Origin of the sequence: Agriterribacter sp. (assembly GCF_035445465.1) — a bacterium.
Classification (GTDB): domain Bacteria; phylum Bacteroidota; class Bacteroidia; order Chitinophagales; family Chitinophagaceae; genus Agriterribacter.
In genome coordinates this window covers 1-20,458 of the sequence record NZ_DAOMQT010000067.1, presented here as the reverse complement: position 1 = coordinate 20,458, position 20,458 = coordinate 1, and the positions used below count along the sequence as shown (strand labels likewise).

The 20,458-nt window shown below is 43.8% G+C and carries 17 protein-coding genes and 1 tRNA gene; 6 read left to right on the top strand and 12 right to left on the bottom strand.

The genetic code is table 11. The annotated features are described in order from the left end of the window. Positions 1-86: 86 nt before the first annotated feature. The 3 genes from uppS to PLE34_RS19640 all read right to left on the bottom strand — a co-directional run bounded on the left by uppS (position 87) and on the right by PLE34_RS19640 (position 3,120). Entirely contained in the window at positions 87-851 is a 765-nt protein-coding gene (uppS, locus tag PLE34_RS19650) for an undecaprenyl pyrophosphate synthase (protein WP_324559764.1), read from the bottom strand. 216 nt (positions 852-1,067) lie between these two features. Next, entirely contained in the window at positions 1,068-2,096 is a 1,029-nt protein-coding gene (gene thiL / locus PLE34_RS19645; protein ID WP_324559762.1) for a thiamine-phosphate kinase, read from the bottom strand. Between the two features lie 250 nt (positions 2,097-2,346). Then, complete coding sequence (locus PLE34_RS19640; RefSeq protein ID WP_324559760.1) at positions 2,347-3,120, bottom strand: inositol monophosphatase family protein; 774 nt, start codon at positions 3,118-3,120, stop codon at positions 2,347-2,349. Between the two features lie 64 nt (positions 3,121-3,184). On the opposite strand from PLE34_RS19640, the gene PLE34_RS19635 reads away from it, so the two are divergent. After that, the gene (locus PLE34_RS19635; protein WP_324559758.1) at positions 3,185-3,940 is read left to right on the top strand and encodes a Bax inhibitor-1/YccA family protein; all 756 of its coding nucleotides are present in this window, start codon (positions 3,185-3,187) and stop codon (positions 3,938-3,940) included. Positions 3,941-4,322: 382 nt separating this feature from the next. On the opposite strand, the gene PLE34_RS19630 is transcribed toward PLE34_RS19635, so the two are convergent. Further along, a complete protein-coding gene (locus PLE34_RS19630) occupies positions 4,323-5,591 on the bottom strand; it encodes an endonuclease Q family protein (RefSeq protein ID WP_502875896.1) in 1,269 nt (422 codons plus the stop codon). Positions 5,592-5,668: 77 nt separating this feature from the next. On the opposite strand from PLE34_RS19630, the gene PLE34_RS21930 reads away from it, so the two are divergent. Then, entirely contained in the window at positions 5,669-5,836 is a 168-nt protein-coding gene (locus tag PLE34_RS21930; RefSeq protein ID WP_502875895.1) for a helix-turn-helix domain-containing protein, read from the top strand. A 55-nt stretch (positions 5,837-5,891) separates the two neighbouring features. Here PLE34_RS21930 and PLE34_RS19625 read toward each other — a convergent pair whose 3' ends face one another. Further along, positions 5,892-6,170: an SHOCT domain-containing protein gene (locus tag PLE34_RS19625; protein WP_324559754.1), complete on the bottom strand. Its 279-nt coding sequence runs from the start codon at positions 6,168-6,170 to the stop codon at positions 5,892-5,894. 598 nt (positions 6,171-6,768) lie between these two features. Between PLE34_RS19625 and PLE34_RS19620 the strand changes: the two genes are divergently transcribed. Continuing rightward, positions 6,769-6,969 carry a hypothetical protein gene (locus PLE34_RS19620; protein ID WP_324559752.1) on the top strand — a complete coding sequence of 67 codons (201 nt, stop codon included), beginning with the start codon at positions 6,769-6,771 and terminating at the stop codon, positions 6,967-6,969. Between the two features lie 642 nt (positions 6,970-7,611). Here the strand turns inward: PLE34_RS19620 and PLE34_RS19615 are convergent. Continuing rightward, positions 7,612-7,684, bottom strand: a tRNA-Phe gene (locus tag PLE34_RS19615). 274 nt (positions 7,685-7,958) lie between these two features. After that, positions 7,959-10,238 (bottom strand): DNA helicase RecQ, encoded by a 2,280-nt coding sequence (recQ, locus tag PLE34_RS19610; RefSeq protein WP_324559750.1) that lies wholly within the window; start codon positions 10,236-10,238, stop codon positions 7,959-7,961. A 259-nt stretch (positions 10,239-10,497) separates the two neighbouring features. On the opposite strand from recQ, the gene PLE34_RS19605 reads away from it, so the two are divergent. Together PLE34_RS19605 and PLE34_RS19600 are read left to right on the top strand one after the other, a co-directional pair. Further along, positions 10,498-11,460 (top strand): KpsF/GutQ family sugar-phosphate isomerase, encoded by a 963-nt coding sequence (locus PLE34_RS19605; protein WP_324559748.1) that lies wholly within the window; start codon positions 10,498-10,500, stop codon positions 11,458-11,460. 52 nt (positions 11,461-11,512) lie between these two features. Next, the gene (locus PLE34_RS19600) at positions 11,513-12,595 is read left to right on the top strand and encodes a mannose-1-phosphate guanylyltransferase (protein ID WP_324559746.1); all 1,083 of its coding nucleotides are present in this window, start codon (positions 11,513-11,515) and stop codon (positions 12,593-12,595) included. A 124-nt stretch (positions 12,596-12,719) separates the two neighbouring features. Here PLE34_RS19600 and PLE34_RS19595 read toward each other — a convergent pair whose 3' ends face one another. The 5 genes from PLE34_RS19595 to PLE34_RS19575 all read right to left on the bottom strand — a co-directional run bounded on the left by PLE34_RS19595 (position 12,720) and on the right by PLE34_RS19575 (position 18,262). Further along, positions 12,720-13,319, bottom strand: coding sequence for a carboxymuconolactone decarboxylase family protein (locus PLE34_RS19595; protein ID WP_324559744.1), 600 nt, complete (start codon positions 13,317-13,319; stop codon positions 12,720-12,722). A 215-nt stretch (positions 13,320-13,534) separates the two neighbouring features. Beyond that, a complete protein-coding gene (locus PLE34_RS19590; protein WP_324559742.1) occupies positions 13,535-14,104 on the bottom strand; it encodes a peroxiredoxin in 570 nt (189 codons plus the stop codon). Positions 14,105-14,325: 221 nt separating this feature from the next. Then, positions 14,326-15,384, bottom strand: coding sequence for an NAD(P)/FAD-dependent oxidoreductase (locus tag PLE34_RS19585; RefSeq protein WP_324559740.1), 1,059 nt, complete (start codon positions 15,382-15,384; stop codon positions 14,326-14,328). Positions 15,385-15,393: 9 nt separating this feature from the next. Next, positions 15,394-17,862 (bottom strand): ATP-dependent helicase, encoded by a 2,469-nt coding sequence (locus PLE34_RS19580; protein ID WP_324559738.1) that lies wholly within the window; start codon positions 17,860-17,862, stop codon positions 15,394-15,396. Positions 17,863-17,998: 136 nt separating this feature from the next. Beyond that, a complete protein-coding gene (locus PLE34_RS19575; RefSeq protein ID WP_324559736.1) occupies positions 17,999-18,262 on the bottom strand; it encodes a hypothetical protein in 264 nt (87 codons plus the stop codon). Positions 18,263-18,614: 352 nt separating this feature from the next. On the opposite strand from PLE34_RS19575, the gene PLE34_RS19570 reads away from it, so the two are divergent. After that, a complete protein-coding gene (locus PLE34_RS19570) occupies positions 18,615-20,147 on the top strand; it encodes a malate:quinone oxidoreductase (protein ID WP_324559734.1) in 1,533 nt (510 codons plus the stop codon). Positions 20,148-20,458: the final 311 nt, after the last annotated feature.

Below are 20,458 nucleotides of genomic sequence, written 5' to 3'. Positions count from 1 at the left end.
CTTTGCATCCGTTTTATAAGTTTCGCCCGGCAAATTAACGGGATTAATTGAAATGGTTTGTTAAAAGAATAATGGTTTTATTTTATCTAATGCGTATCTGTAGCGGATTCCCGTTGAATCTGCCCGCCGGTTTTACCAAACCGTCTTTGTCTTTGTTGAAAGTTCAGGATGGCTTCATATAAATGTTCCTTCCCAAAATCGGGCCACCGCGTATCTGTAAAATACAGTTCTGCGTATGCCAGTTGGTATAATAAAAAATTGCTTATCCGGTATTCACCGCTGGTTCTGATCATCAGCTCAGGGTCGGGGAACGCGCTGGTGGCAAGGTAATGGCGAAGGGTATTCTGATCAATCTGGTCCGGCGATATTTTACCGGCCTGCACATCTCCGGCAATTGCTTTTACCGCCTGTACCAGCTCCCAGCGGGAACTATAGCTTAAGGCAATGATCAGTGTTAACCCGGTGTTATTTTTGGTAAGGTCAATCGCTTCTTCCAGGCCTTTCCGCGCATATTCAGGGAGCATTTCAATATTACCGATCAGGTGCAGCTTAATATTGTTTTTATTTAAAGTTGAAACTTCCCGCCGGATGGTTTCCGCCAGCAATTCCATGAGCCCTGTTACTTCAGGCTCCGGACGGTCCCAGTTTTCAGTACTGAAGGCGTATAAAGTAAGGTAGGCAATGCCCAGCTCGGCGCAGCCCTCTACAATATTACGCACACTTTCAACCCCCTGGTAATGCCCAAAAAGCCGGTCTTCCCCTTTTTCCTGCGCCCATCTTCCGTTACCGTCCATAATAATGGCAATATGCAGCGGAAGTTGGCGCTTATCAATTTTATCAAGTTGCGACACGCTGATATAATTTAAAAAAGTCAGACGCGGTCTGACTTCGGCGCAAAGATATAAATATTATATATAGAGCAATAATTTAGTTGGGCAAGAGGTGCATCCGGGATTGTGCATTTTATCGTGTAGCTGCTAACCATGTTTAGTCCGTCAACTATCTTTCCCTGTTATCCTTTACAATAACCACGGGGGAGATTTGTAGTTTACTACCTGAACCCGTTCCTACTTAAACGCATTCCAGCCCTGGGCGGTTAATGCGTGTTTATTGCCCGAACGGGTAATGATGTGCTGGCCTTCGGCTGCTTCTGTAATATAGCCAATTACGCTGATCTGCTCATTCAATACTATTTTATCATAATCTTCCTGCTTAATGGTAAAAAGCAATTCATAATCTTCACCACCGCTTAACGCGCAGGCTGTAGGATCGAGGTCAAGCTTAAACGCGAACTGCCGGGCTTCTTCGGCAATGGGTATTTTATCTTCATGCAGCACACAACCCACGTTGCTTTGTTTGCAAATATGCAGCAGCTCACTGCTCAACCCATCGCTGATGTCCATCATGCTGGTAGGAAATAGGCCGTTTTCTTCAAAAAAGGCAATAATGTCTTTTCTTGCCTCAGGTTTTAACAGGCGGCGCAAAATATAGTCCTGGCTTTCCAGGTCGGGCTGCACAGAAGGACTTTCTAAGAAGATCTTTTTCTCTCTTTCCATTAGCAATAAGCCTAAGTAAGCTGCTCCCAGGTCGCCGCTTACGCAAACCAGGTCGCCCTTTTTAGCACCATCGCGCTTTACAAAACGGTCGGGCGCCACCTCGCCAATGGCTGTAATACTAATAATAAACCCTTTATTGGAAGTGGTGGTGTCGCCGCCTACAAGGTCTACATTATACTTTTCACATGCAGCGTATACCCCTTCGTAAAATTCTTCTAAGGCTTCCACACTAAAGCGGTTGCTGATACCAATGCTCAGGGTTATTTGCGCGGGAGTGGCATTCATGGCGTATATATCGCTCAGGTTTGCGATCACACTCTTATAACCTAAGTGCGTGAGGGGTGTGTATACCATATCAAAGTGAACACCTTCAATTAACAGGTCGGTGGTTACCACGATCTGTTTACCAAAATGATCCAGTACCGCCGCATCGTCGCCTACACTTAATATGGTAGAAGCGTGATGTGTTTCATTGTTACGGGTAAGATGGTCAATCAATCCGAATTCGCCAAGTGATGCTATTTCTGTACGTGATGACATGAAAAAAAGTTAAAGATGAAAAGTTAATGACTATCCGCTATTTGGATTTATGCGTCTCTAATTCCAGCAGCCCGCAAGCGAGCTGATTTAAAAATACAACTTAAACCAACCACGAATAAAATGCATTAAATATTCGTGCATTCGTGGCATACTTACTAAGGAGTACGGGCTTTTGTTGTACAGCATGCACGAATTCGTATAGTTTTACTGAAAGCCCAATTAATAATTGGTGTATTCAACCCGTTTTATATTATTTTCCTCCGTTTATGCAGTCCAGCAGTTCATCGTGTATTTTTCCGTTGGTAGCCAGTATCTGCGGCTGGTAGGGCGAATAATAGTTACCGCTAAAATCGGTTACTTTTCCGCCTGCCTCTTCCACCATTAAAAAGCCCGCGGCGCTGTCCCATGCTTCTAATTTATGCTCATAAAAGCCATCGAACCTTCCTGCAGCAACCCAGCACAGGTCAATAGCGGCAGAGCCTAAGCGCCTTACCGGTATACCTTTTCTGATCAGCGTATCAAAAACATCCAACGGTCCGTTTGGCTCATCCAAAAGGCTGTAGGGGAAACCGGTAACCAAGCAGGAGCTGCCCATATCCGGTTTGGCGCTTACCTGTATAGGCTTATCATTTAAGGTGGCGCCTTTGCCTTTTTCGGCTACAAAAAGCTCAGTGAAAAAGGGATTGAATACCGCTCCAAGTATTATTTTTCCCTGGTGTTCAACCGCTATGCTTACACAGCAAATAGGAATGCCGTTAGCGTAATTTACCGTTCCGTCTATGGGGTCAATGATCCATTTATAATCAGAATCCATTACAATTTCACCCACTTCTTCACTCAGGATAAAATGGCTGGGGTAGTTTTTTTTAATGATCCCGATAATGGCTTTTTCCGATGCATGATCTATTTCGGTTACTAAATTATTGATCCCCGCTTTGTTGGAAATTTTAAACGCGCCGTTAAACGATTCCCGCATAATGGTGCCTGCCGCCGCGGCCGCTTCTAATAAAGTTGATTTTAACATGCCGCAAAGATAGGAACACAAAAAAGAATTATCTTTACCCTCAAACCTAAACACATTATTTATTATGGAATTATTTAAATCCGGTAATCCCACCCTCAGCGAAAAGATGTTTAAATCAACACTAACGCTGGATAGCGAAAATGTAATGACGGTAAGGGGAACCTTAAATAAATTCGGTTTCCTTTTTTTAATGGTTATGGCTACCGCCTTTTTTAGCTGGTACAGCTTTGGCAAAGGCGTAGATGTAACCTCTTATATGTGGGGGGGTGCTATTGGCGGACTGGTTGTAGCGCTGGTAATCGTCTTTAAAAAAACATGGGCGCCTTTTCTGGCTCCTGCCTATGCTTTATTGGAAGGCTTGTTTGTAGGCGCTATATCAGCCTACTATAATCATGCATTTGAAGCAACCGCACCCTATATTATTACACAGGCAGTAGGATTAACATTTGGAGTAGCCATTGCCATGTTTGTATTATATAATATGCGCATCATTCGCGCAACGGAAACGTTTAAATCGGTTATCATAACCGCTACTGCGGGTATCGCCATATTTTACCTTATTTCTATCGTGCTCCGTTTCTTCAGCATTGATATTCCTTTCATTCACCAGGGCAGCACGTTTGGAATTATTTTCTCCCTGTTTGTAGTGGCTATTGCCGCGCTTAACCTGATACTCGATTTTGATATGATCGAACGCGGTTCTGATGCAGGTGCACCCAAATATATGGAATGGTACGGCGCTTTTGGCCTGCTGGTTACCATTGTATGGCTCTATCTTGAAATATTAAGATTATTAGCAAAACTGAACAGCCGTAAATAACGGCATACCGGCGAACGCTATTAAAAACATTAGATGATATATAAAACCGCGGCTCATAACAGTCGCGGTTTTTATTTTACAATGGTTTTGCAGCTTTTTATCTCCCGTATGGCTGGTCTGTCGCGATAAGCACCCTGTAAAAGTCGTTATTGCCCATTCCTGAAGCCGGCAGCGCTTTATATCTTTATGTTGTAGAAAAAGATCCCTGTTGTCATTATCACCAATCATAAAAAATTATACTCATGGCAAGCGTTAGCACCTATCTTATTTTTTCCCGTAATACGGAGGAAGCATTTAATTTTTATAGTAAGCTTACCCTTCCGGATTGCTGCTGGCACGTTACCGGCCCAAATAACAGTAGGGAACAGCAGCGTTAAGCGAATTAAAACAATAGCATCTGTTCGGGTTTTGTATTTAATTCCGCTTTCTCAAAAAACCAAACGCGGCCATGAGCGCCATCGTAACCTGCAGTGAAATGCTTTTTGTTTTGACGGAGGCGGTCAATGGCAACAGATAGCTTAGGATGGTAACGGTGAATATCTTCTACCGGCGCCTGGTGTAAAATATTGAACTCGCTTCCAAAATGCGCTATTGCTTTTGCATACATGGCGGTTACTTTTAAGCTGCTTTCGCCAACACCGGTAATCTCAGATAATATTTCGGGCAATGGCAATACATATTTAAAAGGTTGAACCTGGCGGGCCGCTTCCTGTTCGTCCCGGTTGGCCAACTGTTCCACACGGTGTGCAACGCCAATAGTTAACGGCTTTTGGCACACGGGGCAAATAGCGGGGGGTGTTTCTTCCGTACCAAATGATATATTGCACTTGCGGTGACCATCGTTGAAGTATTTGCCACGCTGCGGATAATATTCCCAGGTTCCTGTAAAGCCCTGCTTTGTTTTAATGGCGGTGAACATCGCGTCATAGCTTAACGCTGTATCCAGCAAATTTACTTCGCGACCCAGCTTATGGGCAGAGTGGGCATCGGAGTTGGAGAGCAGGGTTAACCCGTCTAATTCTGTGTACCGCCGGCACATGAGCGGATCTGCCGACAGGCTTGTTTCCACAGCAAACAGCTCGTGCGTAACATCTTTAAAGCAATCCTTCAGCGAATCATGCCCGTTCTTTGAACCCAGCGTTGAGAACCAGGGCGTCCATATATGCGCCGGCACAAAAAAAGCCCGGAGAGAAATATCCAGTACAATTTTCAATAGTTCATGTGCCGGTAATAAAAGGGTTGGCCTGCCATCGGATGAAAGATCGCCATAGGGGGCAAGTGCTTTGTTGATGCGGTGTGCGGTTTCAAAATCCGGCGCGTAAATTAAATGATGGTTCTTATACTGCCTGCCGTTTACCACATATTCGCAGTTCACTTCTGTTGACAGGCAGAAATTAACGGTCCTGCCTTGTGGCCTTGCGCCAGGCAGCACAGTTAGCTCCGGCAGTTGCTTTAATGTAAAAAAGCCGTTACCGGCAGGCTGCAGCTTCTCTTCCAGCTCTTTTATCCATGCGGGATGCGTAAAGTCGCCCGTACCCACTACATCAATGCCTTTTATCAATGCCCACTGGTACATTGTTTCTAAACAAAGAAATTTACTCGTAGCCCCCGCGTAATGCGAATGGGTATGCAGATCGGCAATAAAAAACATTAACAAATATACTAAATAAATTAGTAAACTTCGTTCGGTATTTAAATAATTAAGCATGAAATTTTATTGAGCTTAAAATGTATAAGCGTAAACTAAAGCAGAAAGAATTGGGCAGGCTAATAGGGGTTGGGGAACCTAAGTTGTCGCAGATAATGAGTAAAAAAAGAAAGCCCGATGTTGCTTTTCTAAAGGCGGCTCACAAGCTATTGGGGATTGATGGTAATGTTCTGCTTGATTTTGCTTAATGGAATTTACATACAGTCGTACCCCGTGCTAAGTTTAAAAGATACTTACGTCAGATTAGGGTTGATCATTCCGGGATATATTGCCGGTAAGGCTATCCCACCCCGCCCGGTATTCATCAAACGTTATCTCACCTCTGTTATATCGTTCCTGTAACTCTAATTGTCTTTCATTGGGCTTTGTATCCGGGATGCTGCCTTTAGGAATTATCGGCGATTCTACGTCTTTCCTGGCTTCCCTAATTCCATTTCTTACGGCAGCTTTTACGATGTTGTAAAAGATCAGCAACCCAATCAGTAGCCCAATCAAATAATATATAATAGTAGATAATTCCATGTTTCAATACTTTTAGTTTAATCTCCCAACTTCCATTTTGTATCGTCCGTAAAGGCAACCTCATACAGGAATGCTATCATTATTTTTTCCCGCCTCTACTTAATACACCATACGTTTCGCGTTCGGATTTGCGGCAAGACTTTTAAAAGTTTAAGGATACCTGGTAGGGTGTTGATTATCTAAAGTATATAATTTTATTTTAAACTATGAAAGTTTTATACATAAGCCGAATAAAAAAGCCCGATGCAAACGCACCAAGCAAATAAACTAAACTGAAAAGTACTTCCACTAATTTAGCTCCTTATTTTTACACCTGCAATGCCTCTATATAAATTCACCATAGCACTACGGGATCAGGTAAAGCCCATTACGGGCGTCCGGGAGATTTCAACCATGATATAGATACGGTTTACCGCACCTACAAGCTAAAGGCAGAAACACAGTATAGCGAATACCGGATATCTTCTTTTGACAGTAAGCTATCGGAGGAGGGAAGAAGTTTTTTGACGCAGAAAAGGAAGCCGCTATTGTAAGTTGGCGTTATTTAGCTTTTTAAGTAGCTTACGTTTTCCTCTTTCAACCTTAAAAACTTACTCACATGGAAGACAGTACAGTTGCAATAGTTGTTGTCTTGGGGATCAATCTAATAATCTTGTATGCAATTATTACCAGCGCAACAAAAGCAGCCAAAAGGTATAGGTCAATGAACGCAATCTTTTACCTTATCGCTGAAATTGCAAAAGCACAGGGAGTTGATCAAGCAAAAATTGATGAATTGGTAAAATGGGCAAAGGATTGAAGCGGTAAGCTTTTGCATATCTAACTACCGGAGGTCCCGAGCGGATTCGAACCATGTACATCGGAATACAATAAACCAGAGTTCGACTCCCTGCAGCTCCACAATAAAGCTTTGACTAAATGAAAGTTTTTCGGTAGTTGATTCGTATCAACACTATTCGTCACCTTTTGATGTTGAGTGATGTGGTATTGTCGTTACGTAACGAACATTTTATTAAAAACTGTACCCTATCCTGTACCATTTAGGGGAAATAAAAAACCTCAAACACTTTACTACATTGCATTTGAGGCTATTTGTCAGGTGGTGTGGGTCGGCTCCGAAACTTCGGAGGAACTCCGACTATAGCATTTCTATTTGGAATTTTTGTTTTTACAGGCGAATGCGGTAGCGGTGTTTTAAAGACGACACCTTTTGGAGGAGTATTTTGAAATCTGAGATTAAACTTTTTTTCACTAGAAAGAATATAAACACAATAAGGAAGTGGCATTGTCATAGCCGGATGTTTGGATAGAAAGTTAAAGAAAAGCCCCGAAGCAGATGTCGTTCGTTCCTCCCCCATCGCTTCGGGACACAGTGAAGCGAAAATCCCATCAGCAAAAACAAAAGCCCCAACGAAACCGTTGGGGCTTTTCTGCTTCACCGTGGTGTGGGCCGGGATCGAACCGGCGACACAAGGATTTTCAGTCCTTTGCTCTACCGACTGAGCTACCGCACCATCATTTATCTTGCTCTATCCCGATATCACTATCGTTCATCGGGATCTTGTTTTTCTGAAACTCCTGCCGTCGCTTCGAAAAACTACGACCGACTGAGCTACCGCACCATCATTGCTCCTTTCTTTCAAAAGGGGCAGCAAAAATAGGGCTTTCCGGTTTAACAGCGAAAAATAAACCCTAAAAGTTATGGTTTTCTGTATTTCTGAACGGAAGGAAGGTATAAGGCGTAGGCTGTAAGGCCTTATACCTTACACCCTATACCCGGCACCTCTCCTACATTCCGTATTGATTCAAAAACTTGATGCGCATGATTTTTAACTGTTCCCAGGTAAAGTTCCCCTCGCTCAGCTCCTGCTGTGCTACCTGTAAAGAGGAGGTTTCGCAGCTTTTAAAATATTCTAAGATATCTTCCTGGTCGTACTCGTCTACCATTTCACCAATAGCATAATCTAAGTTGAGCTTCGTGCCGCTGGCGGCAATGGTTTCCATTTCTTCCAGCAGTGCATCTAAACGCAGGTCTTTGTTTTTGGCAATGGCTTCTAACGGAATTTTTTTATCGGTTTGCTGTATAATATAAACTTTCAAACCGCTCTTGTTCACCACGCTCTTCATCACAAAATCATCCGGACGCTCAATATTGTTTTCTTCCACGTACCGGGCAATCAGCTCTACGAACGGTTTGCCGTACCGCAGCGCTTTTCCCTTGCTTACCCCCTGGCATTTTTCCAGCTCGGTTATAGTAGTAGGGTACAGCGTTGCCATATCCTGCAATGAGGTTTCAAGAAAAATTACAAAAGGCGGCAGTCCCTTTTTCTTTGCTTCCTTTTGCCGCATTTCCTTCAGCATCTCAAATAACTTATCGTCTGTACTGCCGGCGGGTGCGGCTTCCGCTCCGTCATCGTCGTCATCGTCTGCTTCCTCAAATAAATTGTTCAGCACAATTTTAAAGGAAGCGGGCTTTTTAAGGAACTTCTCACCTTTTGCACTCAGCTTCAGTACGCCATATTCTTCAATGTCCTTTTCCAGCAAGCCTTCCAGCAGCATTTGCCGCATCAGTGAGTTCCAGTAATGAACAGGCTGGTCGTTTCCTGAAGCAAATTCGCTGATGGCTCCGTGGCGATACATATTGATCTGTGGCGTAAGCCTTCCGATAAGAATATTCACTACATAATCAGTAGCAAAACGCTCATCTAATTTTTTAACTACTTTCATAACCTTCACCGCATCATCTTTGGCTTCCACTCTTTCTTTCGGATGCAGGCAGTTATCGCAGCTTCCGCAGTTTTTATCGCCGTAATCTTCCCCAAAATAGCTCATCAGCACTTTGCGGCGGCAAACCCCCGTTTCGGCAAACGCCACCGTTTCATTAATCAACTGTGCGCCTACCTCTCTTTCACTCAAAGGCTTGTCGCGCATGAGGTGCTCTAATTTGGCCACATCTTTATGCGAATAGTATAATATGCATTTCCCTTCTAACCCGTCACGGCCGGCACGACCGGTTTCCTGGTAATAATTTTCAATAGACTTGGGGATATTATAATGAATTACAAACCGGATGTCGGGTTTATCAATACCCATCCCAAAAGCAATGGTAGCCACTATTACCTGCACATCTTCATTCATAAAAAGATCCTGCCTTCCTGCCCGCAGCTTACTGTCGAAGCCCGCGTGGTAGGCTACGGCCTTAATACCGTTGGCTACCAGTATGCCTGCAAGCTCTTCTGTTGTTTTACGGTTAAGCGTGTAAATAATGCCGCTTTTGCCTTTCATATTTACAATGAACCGTACAATATTCTTGATGGTTTGATCCTTGCCGATCTTGGGTTGTATTTCGTAATACAGGTTTGACCTGTTGAAAGAAGAAATAAATATTTTAGGATCCTTAAGGTGGAGGTTCTTAACGATATCGCTTTGTACTTTAGGCGTTGCCGTTGCCGTAAGCGCAATAACGGGTATATTAGGGTTGATCTCCGTCATCATGTCGCGCAGCCTCCGGTATTCTGGTCTGAAATCGTGTCCCCATTCGGAAATACAATGGGCTTCATCCACGGCAAAAAAAGACACTTCCAGGTCGCGGAAAAAATCAAGGTTTTCCTGCTTGGTAAGCGTTTCCGGCGCCACGTATAATAATTTGGTATGACCGTTCAGCAGGTCGTCATGCACTTCTTTTATTTCCCTTTTATTTAGCGTGGAATTTAAAAAATGCGCCACATTATCTTTGCTGCTGTAGCCCCGCACAAGGTCTACCTGGTTCTTCATTAATGCGATAAGCGGTGAAACGATGATGGCACAACCCGGGCTGATGATAGCAGGAAGCTGGTAGCACAGGCTTTTTCCGCCACCGGTTGGTTTAATTACAAAAGTATCATTGCCCGCAAGCAGGTTTTCAATGATGGCCTCCTGGTTGCCTTTAAACGCATTAAAACCAAAATGTTCCTGGAGACTGGCTTTAAGGTCTATACTTTTTGTTGCTGCTTTGGGTTTACTGTTTCCTTTGTTGTTCCGGGATGGAGATGCTGCTTTTGAAGCTGGTTTTTTTGTTGCTGTTGGCATGTCTGTCTGTTTTCCTTCTCACCTTACATGATTCTTTCTCATGTGTTTTAAAAAAGTGAACGAAGTTACTATATTAACCGCTATCACGAAAGTTAATATACACTTATGTGAGGGGTTAAGAATGTATTTAATTAAATTTCATAAGTTATGAAATATACGGCATATAAAAAAATATAGGGCCCCCTTTTGTAAAAAAGTGCCATTGCAACCCCTTGTTTTGTTAACCAGTATTTTTAAATTAGGTTTGCGGAAACTACAAATGAGATCAACTGATATTCAGGCAATTGCCAGACAAACAATTTTACTGGAATCGGAAGCCGTTAAACAATTGGCCGGGTTCATTGATGCACAGTTTGAGGAAATAGTAAAAATAATAGCCGGCTGCACAGGCAAGGTAGTGATCAGCGGTATTGGTAAAAGCGCGCTTATAGCTCAAAAAATAGTGGCTACCTTCAATTCTACAGGAACCCTGTCTTCTTTTCTGCATGCGGCAGATGCTATCCATGGCGACCTGGGCATGGTGCAGCAAAACGATATTGTATTAATTATAAGCAAGAGCGGCGAAAGCCCCGAGATCAAATTGCTGTTGCCCCTGATAAAAAATTTTGGTAACCCTGTTATTGCCATGACAGGAAACCTTGATTCTTCTTTATCTGCAAGCGCCGATTATATTTTAAATACCACGGTTAACCAGGAGGCCTGTCCGAATAACCTGGCGCCTACTACCAGCACAACAGCCCAGTTGGCAATGGGTGATGCGCTGGCTGTTTGCTTAATGGAATACAAGGGCTTTACAAGCGCCGATTTTGCTAAATTTCACCCCGGGGGTATGCTGGGTAAGCGCCTGTATTTAAGAGTAGGCGACCTGTTCATGAAAGATGCGCGGCCGCAGGTAGAAAAGCACAGCAATTTAAAAGAGGTAATTGTGGCGATCACTCAAAACCGGATGGGCGCTACGGCGGTAATAAAAGAGGGTGTAATTGCGGGAATTGTTACGGATGGTGATCTGCGGCGCATGCTTCAGAAGGAAGAGAATTTATCGCGCATTACCGCGGAAGATATCATGAGTAAAAACCCTAAGTGTATTGAAGAAGAAGCGCTGGCGGTTTCGGCTTTGGATATGATGCGAAAAAACAATGTCAGCCAGTTGCTGGTAACCCGCAACGGACTTTATGCAGGAGTGCTACATTTGCATGACCTGGTACGCGAAGGGATCATTTAAGGGTTCCGGATAAAAAGGATTTTTTTACGATTTTAATATTGCAGGATTAAGCATGAATAAAAATCATTACGTTGCTATTATGGCCGGCGGGATCGGAAGCCGTTTTTGGCCGATGAGCAGAACGGCTTTCCCAAAACAGTTCCTTGATATTCTGAATACCGGCAAAACGCTTATACAGGAAACCTTTGACCGTTTTGTTGATTTTATTCCCAAAGAAAACATATTCATCATCACTTCCGAAGAATATATACCTATTGTAAAAGCGCAACTGCCCGCCGTACTGCATGAAAATATATTAGGGGAGCCTTCACGCAAAAATACGGCTCCCTGCATTGCGTATATTGCATATAAGCTGAAAAGCATTAACCCTAACGGTTGTTTGATCTGCGCTCCGTCGGATCATTTGGTAACGGAGCATATCGCGTTTAAAAAAGTATGTTACGAGGCATTGAATTTCGTACGGCAAAATAATGCGCTTCTTACTTTAGGCATTAAGCCTACCCATCCCAATACAGGGTACGGTTATATACAATTTGAGCAGTATGAGGTAAGTGACAATGTATATAAAGTAAAAACCTTTACGGAAAAACCCAGCCTCGAAATAGCAAAAACATTTTTGGCCAGCGGTGAATTTTTGTGGAATGCGGGGATATTTGTATGGAAGATAAAGAATATTGTACAGGCATTTGAAAAGTACCTTCCCGAAATTCATGAGCTGTTTACCTCAGAGGAAACCGCGCTGAATACCCCTTCCGAAAAAGAAGCGATAGCGCGGATCTACCCGCAGTGTACCAATATTTCCATTGATTACGGCATCATGGAGAAAGCGGATAACGTATACCTGATACCTTCCAGCTTTGGATGGAGCGACCTGGGAACCTGGAATTCTGCATACGAAAACATGAAAAGGGATGAAAATGCCAATGCTGTTTCGGCATCCAATGTTATGCTGTTTGACGCATCAAAAAACATAGTGAATGTAAAAAATGAAAAGCTGGTGGTAATGCAGGGACTGGAAAATTATATTGTAATTGATACCGGCGATGTGCTCCTGATCTGCGAGCGCAGTAAAGAGCAGGAAATTAAAGAATATGTTTCGCAGATAAAAATCGCTAAGGGCGATAAATATCTTTAAGGAAAAAAAGAATTGCCGCAGATGTGCAGGTTAAACCTGTATAGCTGCGGCAAAATGAAGCAGCACCAGGAGTTTTTACTATTAACTCCTTTGTATGGTGCGATGTTTCTCTGCGTTATAAACGTTATGCAAGTACGGTGATTAGTCCTTTGATGACGGCGCCTGCTTTTACGGCTTCATAAACCTTTGCTTCGCTGCTGCCATGCTGCAAAACAGATTGCTCATGCGAGGATACGCACATTTCGCAACCATTGATGGCAGAAATAACGAGACTTACCAGCTCAAAAAACTCCTTACCCAGCACGGGATTCATCATTACGCTCATTTTTATTCCCGCAGGCTGATTGTTATAAAAATCTTTCTGCATAAAATGCCGGAACCGGTAAAACACATTATTGGTATTCATCAGCGAAGTAACGGCGGCTATTTCTGCCAGCTCCGCTTCCGTTGCTCCTTCTTCTCTCGCCTGTGCGGTAAAACTTTCTTTCAGTGGACTATATTTTTCATTGATCGCAACGGCCAGCGCCAGTAATAATGCTTCTTTTTTGCTCAAATATTGCGTGTTGTTCAGCGCATTGCTTACGTTGATCTTCAGATCTTTGATATAACGGGATGCGGCATTGTCCAGCAATTCAAGACTGGCCGATGGCTCATAGTCCGGGATCTGCAGGTCATGCAACAGGTTATTCAATGTTTCATTTTGTAGGGCTACTATTTCAGACATAATATTTTTTTATTAGCAGATAAATACAGCAGGCGAATTGCCCGGTTACTCACCATTCATGGGTGTATCCCAAATTTTCGGTTTGCATATTTTCCGGTACGTGAGACACGTGCCGGGGCGATCGCCGTGGTACGTGTCTCACGTACCACCAGATAGCGATGTCTGCCTGCGAAAATTTGGGATGCACCTCTCCTCTATTCACTATTCACCACCCACTAGTTCAAATGCAATTGCGTGGTTAACGTCTCTTCTCCTTTCTTCCAGTTGCAGGGGCACAGCTCATCTGTTTGCAATGCATCCAGCACACGGATTACTTCCTGCACATTACGTCCAACGTTCAGGTCATTTACGCTCACCCAGCGGATAATACCCTGGGGATCTATAATAAAAGTGGCGCGGTAAGCTACTTTTTCATCATCGGTTAAAATGCCCAGCGCTTCGGCAAGCGATTTGGAGGTATCGGCCAGCATCGGGAACTTCAGTTCACGAAGATCTGCGTGATCCTTTCTCCAGGCTAAATGCACAAATTCAGAATCTGTGGAAGCGCCGATCAGCACGGCATCCCTGTCGGTAAATTCACTATGTTTTTTATTGAATTCTGCTATCTCTGTAGGACATACAAAGGTAAAATCTTTCGGCCACCAGAATAATACGGTCCATTGATCTTTAGCTGACGCGTAGTCATGAGTAAGGTCAATAAATTCCTTTCCTTTTTCGGTTGATACTACGGCTTGTTTCTTAAATTCGGGAAGAATGCTTCCAATGGATAATACACGACTGCTCATATTGAAATTTGTTTTTTACAATGCATAAACAACGGAGTTGAACTTTTCTATGGCAGGAAAATTAATCGCAGCGGCTTATCGTTAGTGATGCAAATGTAGGGCTATTATCTATAGACGTTAATCATGATTATCTATAATCATATAGATTTAATCTATAGTTATTTAGAATAAGCTGCAAAGTGAGTTCCGCCAAATGGCGTGATAAATGTGTTATGCGTGTATCATTTTATCCAGCGCGACAATGGTATAGCCGTTGATGCGGCAGCATGGTCCGGATCAGTAAGCTGTTTGCATAATGTTTGGGCTAATGCGGGTCCGCAGGAAAATCCTTTTGTACCCAGCCCGTTAAAAATGGCTACGGATGGTATGGCGGGATGTGTGCCTGTTAGAAATTGTTGTCCTTCAGTGGTAGGGCGCTCCGCCACCACATGATCCACTACTTCAAAAGGAAGGCTAAGCCATTGCCGGAGGGTTGCTTCCGTTTGCATACGCCAGTTTTCATCGGGCAGCAGGTTGTTGAACTGCCACCTGTAATTGCTGCCGCACCAGAACAAGCCTTCCCCGGCAGGCACCAGGCGGATACCGTAATGATAAATATATGTTGCAGGCAAACCCGGAACAGACAGCAGCAAGGCTTCTCCGCGGTTTTTGGTAAAAGGCAGGGTAGTAAAAAAAGGATTGTTTATAGCTGCCGCTCCTTCGCAAAAAATTATTTTTTCGGCGCCGATCGCTTTATATTGTATGCCTTGCGCACTTAGCCGGCATTCCGCTATATTAAAATGCTCCTGGATGAGCAACCCTTTGCTTTTTAGAAAATGAGACCAGGCGGATAATAATTGTGCGGCATGTATTTTCCATACCCGGTTCACTTTTCCCATACCGTATTTGTTACTGAAGAAATGTTGGGCTAACGTAACGTCTGCACCGGCGGGCTGCTGTATATATGCAGGCAGCAGCAATTGCTGCTCATTATATAACCGCCGCTTCGTTTCATCTTTATGAAAAACGAGCATAGGCATGGCTTCCATTAAAGCCATGCCGAGTGTTTCTTCCATGCTGCTGTAGGTTTTCAAGGCAGCGGAGATATAATACTGATGGCTTGCCACCATTGTCCACCTGTTTACATTTACAGGGTTAATAACGGCCCCGGCCACTAAACTTGCTTTGGGCAGAGCATGCGGCTCATCTATTACAATGAAAGATCTGCCCTGCTTCCATAATGCATAACTAAGTAATGTACCTGCTATACCCTGGCCTATGATGAGGTACTGGGGGTGCATATAAAATGATCAACTGATGATGCGAAGCTTTGCGTAATTCAACATGATCTTTTTTTCGCCGTTATGCTCAAACTTTACTAAGGCAACAGGGTTTTGCGCACTGCCTTCCACTTTAATTACTTCTCCAAAACCAAATTTCTGATGTTCTATTCTTTGCCCTGCCTGCAGGTCTGAAGTATCGCTTGCCGCGAAATCGGGTGAAGGCTCATGCACTTTTACTTTGTTTTGAGGTATAGGACCCATATAGGCAGGGGTAGCTTCCTTCTTTTTACCGGGAGGCGCGCCATATTGCTTTTCGGCCTGCCATGCAGTTGACCGGGATGCTGTGCCAAAAGCGCTGCCCCGCATCCGCTCAAAGGCTGACCCGCCTAATCCGCTCCGGGCGCCGCTGCCGGCATAACTTCTGTCCAAGAACTCTTCAGGTATTTCACTGATAAAACGGCTGGGCTCATTTTGTATAAGGCTCCCGAACCGGTAACGCGAGTTGGCGTGGGTGATCCATAGCTTTTGTTTGGCCCTGGTAACCACCACGTAAAACAAACGTCTTTCTTCCTCCAGCTCTTCACGGGTATTAATGCTCATGGCATTGGGGAATAAGGTTTCTTCCAGCCCGGCAGCAAACACACAACTGAACTCCAAGCCTTTTGCCGCGTGTATGGTCATGAGCTTTACCGTATCGGCATCGGTATTTTTGTTATCGGCATCGGTTAATAAGGTAATTTGCTGCAGGTAAGTACCGAGGGTTTTATCTTCTGCCTCCGGAACCTCATTAGCAGGATCGGCGGGTACGCCCGCTTCCACCGTTTCGCTATCCTTATTGAATAGTCCCTCAGCCATTTCCTCCGCTGCCGGCTCTTCTCCTGTTTCCGTAATGCTTTCTTCCGGGGTTTCTAAAGGGCTCTCCACCCACTCTTTAATAGAGTTCAGCAATTCCTGTATGTTCTCGTACCGGGCCACACCTTCCGTGCTCTTATCATTAAACAGTTCCTTTACAAAATTGGTTTGCTTTCCCACATGCACAGCCACATCGTATGCGTTTTTATGCTGCAGCATGCTCGAAAAGCTTCTGATCATGAGTACAAACTGCTCAATAGATTCCAGGGTTGCACCTTTATAGCCAAATTCACGGGCACGTTCCAATACCTGCCAGAAAGAAATATTATTTTCATTGGCCGCCAGTATAGCCCTGTCTACCGAGGTTTTACCAATTCCCCTTGCGGGGTAATTGATGATGCGCTTTAAGGCCTCTTCATCTGTTGGATTTACCAGCACGCGCAAATAAGACACATAATCCTTGATCTCTTTTCGCTGGTAAAAGCTTATGCCTCCGTAAATGGTATAGGCAATGCCCATGCGCCGCAGGGCTTCTTCAAAAGCACGGCTTTGCGCATTGGTACGGTACAGGATGGCAAAATCCTTATTCTGAAAATGGTTACGCAGCTTTTGTTCCTGTATAGTATCTGCCACAAATTTCCCTTCATCGTTATCCGACATGGTGCGCACCAGCCTTATCTTTTCACCGGTTACATTTTCGGTAAACAGTGTTTTCTCAATTTGTCCTTTATTATTGCTTATAATTTCGTTGGCTACATTTAAAATGTTTTGTGTGCTGCGGTAATTCTGTTCCAGCTTTACCACTTTCACATCATCATAATCCTTCTGGAATTGCAGTATATTTTCTATGGTAGCGCCACGAAAGCTGTAAATACTCTGGGCGTCGTCGCCCACTACGCAAACATTTTCATGCATAGCACCGAGCAGTTTTATGATCTCGTATTGCGCGGGATTGGTATCCTGGTATTCATCAATTAAAATGTATTTGAACTTACGCTGATATTTGCTTAATGCCTCCGGGAAGTGCTTAAGCAGCTCATACATCTTTATCAGCAGGTCGTCAAAATCCATAGCGCCGTTCCTGAAACAGCGTTTGGTGTAGGCATCAAAAATTTTTGCGATGGCCGGGCGGTTGCTGCGCAGATCTTCCTGTTGAATACCATAATCATTGGCATATTCTTCGGCATTTACCAGTGCATTTTTTGCGCTGGAAATGCGGTTATACACCGTAGCAGGCTTATAATGCTTATCGTCTAAATTCATTTCATTTACAACGGCCTTTATTACGCTTTTCGCATCATCCGTATCGTAAATGGTGAAATGGTTGGGATAACCCAGGCGGTGCGCTTCACCGCGAAGGATACGGGCAAACACACTGTGAAAAGTTCCGATATATAAGTTACGGGCTTCATTGTTGCCGAGAATATGCTCTATTCTTTCCTTCATTTCTTTGGCCGCCTTATTGGTAAAGGTGAGCGCCAGTATGTTAAAGGCATCCACGCCATTGGCCATAAGGTGAGCTATGCGCGTGGTAAGCACTTTGGTTTTGCCGCTGCCAGCCCCGGCGATGATCATTAACGGACCATCTATATGTAATACGGCTTCTTTCTGCCGCTCATTCAAACCCTTTAAATAATCCTGCATGGGTGCAAGTTAAGAAAAGGATGAAAGCCGGAAAACTTTGTAGAGAAATAGCAATAAAAAATGTGCGCAGCAAAAGCCACGCACATTACCAGTGCGTTTCATAGGCAGGCATACCAAATTATAATAATTCAAAAATTTACGCAGCCTGTTTCCTGGCAGATATGTTTTCCAGCTTCCTGGCAATAATCATTTCCGCCGCCGGGTGAACTGCCGGATCACGCGCATCTTTCATGATTGCAAAACGATCCAGGGATTCATCCCATCCAAAAATACAGATAGCACTATCATTCATGCTCACGCGAAAACGTAATTTTTCCCTGCCGTTGAGGTAGGGCGTTGCTTTTACGATATAAGGTTTACCCTCTGCCATAATTTCAAATATTTCTGTTGTTGGTTTCATATCCATATTTTTTGATGATTTAATATCTATTGTTTTGCAAGAAACAGGCCATTTATAGATTAATAACCTGGTGTATATATATAGCATACTGTTTGCTAATGATTTATGGGGGATTTAATAATGCTGCAAAAGAAAGGGCACAGATCATTTTCCTGCCTGAAAATTGGTGGGGAATTGTAGAATAAAAGGGACGCTTAAGCACGTTAACAAAATTTTACAAAATGCCGGTTAAGAAAAAACTTAGTCTTTCTGTTGTAAATTTGCATTTCCTTCAGGCGCCGCGAAAGGTGATTTCATCATCAGGCGGTAAGGTCAACAATTGCTTCGTCTGTTATTTTAAACAGTAGTATATATGCGTAAATCACATGCAGGCGGTAACCCCGATGTAGTTTTGGTAGGAGCGGGTATAATGAGCGCTACATTGGGTGTAATGTTAAAAGAATTGCAACCTGACCTGGTTATCCACGTAATAGAGCGGTTAGATACAGTAGCTGCTGAAAGCTCTGACGCATGGAATAATGCAGGCACCGGGCATTCGGCGTTTTGTGAATTGAACTATACGCCGCAAAAGGAAGATGGCAGTATTGACTGCAGCAAAGCCATCAACATTGCCGGGCAGTTTGTGCAAAGCCGCGAGTTCTGGGCCTATTTGATTGAACAGGGGTACATCCGCAATCCGGAAGACTTTATCCGTTCCGTACCTCATGTTAGTTTTGTGCAGGGCGAAGAAAATGTTGCCTATCTCAAAAAGCGTTTTGAAGCGCTTACGCAATATGACCTGTTTAAAGGCATGCTCTATTCGGAGGATCATGCACGGTTAACAAAGCTGATGCCGTTGGTAATGGAAGGACGCGACCCTTCGGCAAAAGTGGCGGCTACCCGGATGAATGCCGGTACCGATGTTAATTTTGGCGCACTTACCCGCAAACTGTTCCGGTATTTATTTGACTTCCCAAGCGTAAAACTGCACCTGGCCCATGAAGTAAACGACCTGAGCCAGGATGCCTCCGGGTTGTGGCACATTAAAATCAAAAATCTTACTACCGATAAAAAAAGAACGATTACCACACCTTTTGTTTTCATAGGTGCAGGTGGCGGCTCCTTACCCCTGCTCGAAAAATCAGGTATTCCCGAAAGCAGGGGCTATGGCGGATTCCCGGTAAGCGGACAGTGGCTCATTTGTAATAATCCTGCCATTATTGAGCGGCATAATGCCAAGGTATACGGCAAAGCTGCGGTAGGCTCTCCTCCTATGAGTGTGCCTCATTTAGACACAAGGGTGATTGACGGAAAGAGGTCATTGCTTTTTGGACCGTATGCCGGGTTTTCTACCAAATTTCTCAAAAACGGGTCCTTATGGGATCTTCCCGCTTCCATTAAGCTGAGTAATATCAAGCCCATGGTAATGGCGGGTATCCATAACCTGCCGCTAACCAAATATCTTATTGACCAGGTAAGCCAATCGGGCGAAGACAGGATAGAAGCCCTGCGAGAATATTTTCCCAATGCTGTAGCCGAAGACTGGGATTTGGAGGTTGCAGGCCAAAGAGTGCAGGTAATTAAAAAAGATGAAGAGGAAGGCGGTGTGCTGGAGTTTGGAACGGAAGTGGTAAATGCTGCAGATGGCAGTATAGCCGCATTATTAGGTGCATCACCCGGCGCTTCCACGGCGGTAGCTATTATGATTGATCTTTTGCACCGCTGCTTCGCTGATAAAATGAAAACAGCGGAGTGGCAAAGCAAAATACAAAAGATGATCCCTTCATACGGGCAATCGCTAACAGATAATGAAATGCTGATCCGGCAGTCGGGGAAAAGAACCGCGGCAGCACTGAACCTGGCAGATGTGAGCACTGTGGAAACAGGAAGCCTGACAGGCAACTAAGACATGAGGCGTATAATCAATAATTCGCGAATTGCGAATTGAATTCACGGTCAAGTAGCTTAAATTCTCTCAACGGAAATCTTAATAATATAACGTGAATTTTGGATGCCCGGGAATGAAAACCAGTTTGTTATTGGTTCTGTTTCTGAATATCTATCATATGCATAAGTGCACATAGTTCTTACTATTGTGTTCCTATGTTTCTATTGTGCCTTTGTGTTGACCTATAACAAACACAGGAAACTCATGGTACACAAAAAAATCCATATCGTGTTTTCCAATGCCTGTGAAATCAATATTCCTGTACAATA

Excerpts from the sequence above, each read along its gene's own strand:
- PLE34_RS19605 (WP_324559748.1), top strand. The coding sequence starts at position 10,498 with ATGAGATCAACTGATATTCAGGCAATTGCCAGACAAACAATTTTACTG.
- PLE34_RS19580 (WP_324559738.1), bottom strand. The coding sequence starts at position 17,862 with ATGCAGGATTATTTAAAGGGTTTGAATGAGCGGCAGAAAGAAGCCGTA.
- PLE34_RS19600 (WP_324559746.1), top strand. The coding sequence starts at position 11,513 with ATGAATAAAAATCATTACGTTGCTATTATGGCCGGCGGGATCGGAAGC.
- PLE34_RS19590 (WP_324559742.1), bottom strand. The coding sequence starts at position 14,104 with ATGAGCAGTCGTGTATTATCCATTGGAAGCATTCTTCCCGAATTTAAG.
- PLE34_RS19595 (WP_324559744.1), bottom strand. The coding sequence starts at position 13,319 with ATGTCTGAAATAGTAGCCCTACAAAATGAAACATTGAATAACCTGTTG.
- PLE34_RS19635 (WP_324559758.1), top strand. The coding sequence starts at position 3,185 with ATGGAATTATTTAAATCCGGTAATCCCACCCTCAGCGAAAAGATGTTT.
- PLE34_RS19630 (WP_502875896.1), bottom strand. The coding sequence starts at position 5,591 with ATGTTTTTTATTGCCGATCTGCATACCCATTCGCATTACGCGGGGGCT.
- PLE34_RS21930 (WP_502875895.1), top strand. The coding sequence starts at position 5,669 with ATGTATAAGCGTAAACTAAAGCAGAAAGAATTGGGCAGGCTAATAGGG.
- thiL (WP_324559762.1), bottom strand. The coding sequence starts at position 2,096 with ATGTCATCACGTACAGAAATAGCATCACTTGGCGAATTCGGATTGATT.
- PLE34_RS19640 (WP_324559760.1), bottom strand. The coding sequence starts at position 3,120 with ATGTTAAAATCAACTTTATTAGAAGCGGCCGCGGCGGCAGGCACCATT.
- PLE34_RS19570 (WP_324559734.1), top strand. The coding sequence starts at position 18,615 with ATGCGTAAATCACATGCAGGCGGTAACCCCGATGTAGTTTTGGTAGGA.
- recQ (WP_324559750.1), bottom strand. The coding sequence starts at position 10,238 with ATGCCAACAGCAACAAAAAAACCAGCTTCAAAAGCAGCATCTCCATCC.
- PLE34_RS19585 (WP_324559740.1), bottom strand. The coding sequence starts at position 15,384 with ATGCACCCCCAGTACCTCATCATAGGCCAGGGTATAGCAGGTACATTA.
- PLE34_RS19620 (WP_324559752.1), top strand. The coding sequence starts at position 6,769 with ATGGAAGACAGTACAGTTGCAATAGTTGTTGTCTTGGGGATCAATCTA.
- PLE34_RS19575 (WP_324559736.1), bottom strand. The coding sequence starts at position 18,262 with ATGAAACCAACAACAGAAATATTTGAAATTATGGCAGAGGGTAAACCT.
- PLE34_RS19625 (WP_324559754.1), bottom strand. The coding sequence starts at position 6,170 with ATGGAATTATCTACTATTATATATTATTTGATTGGGCTACTGATTGGG.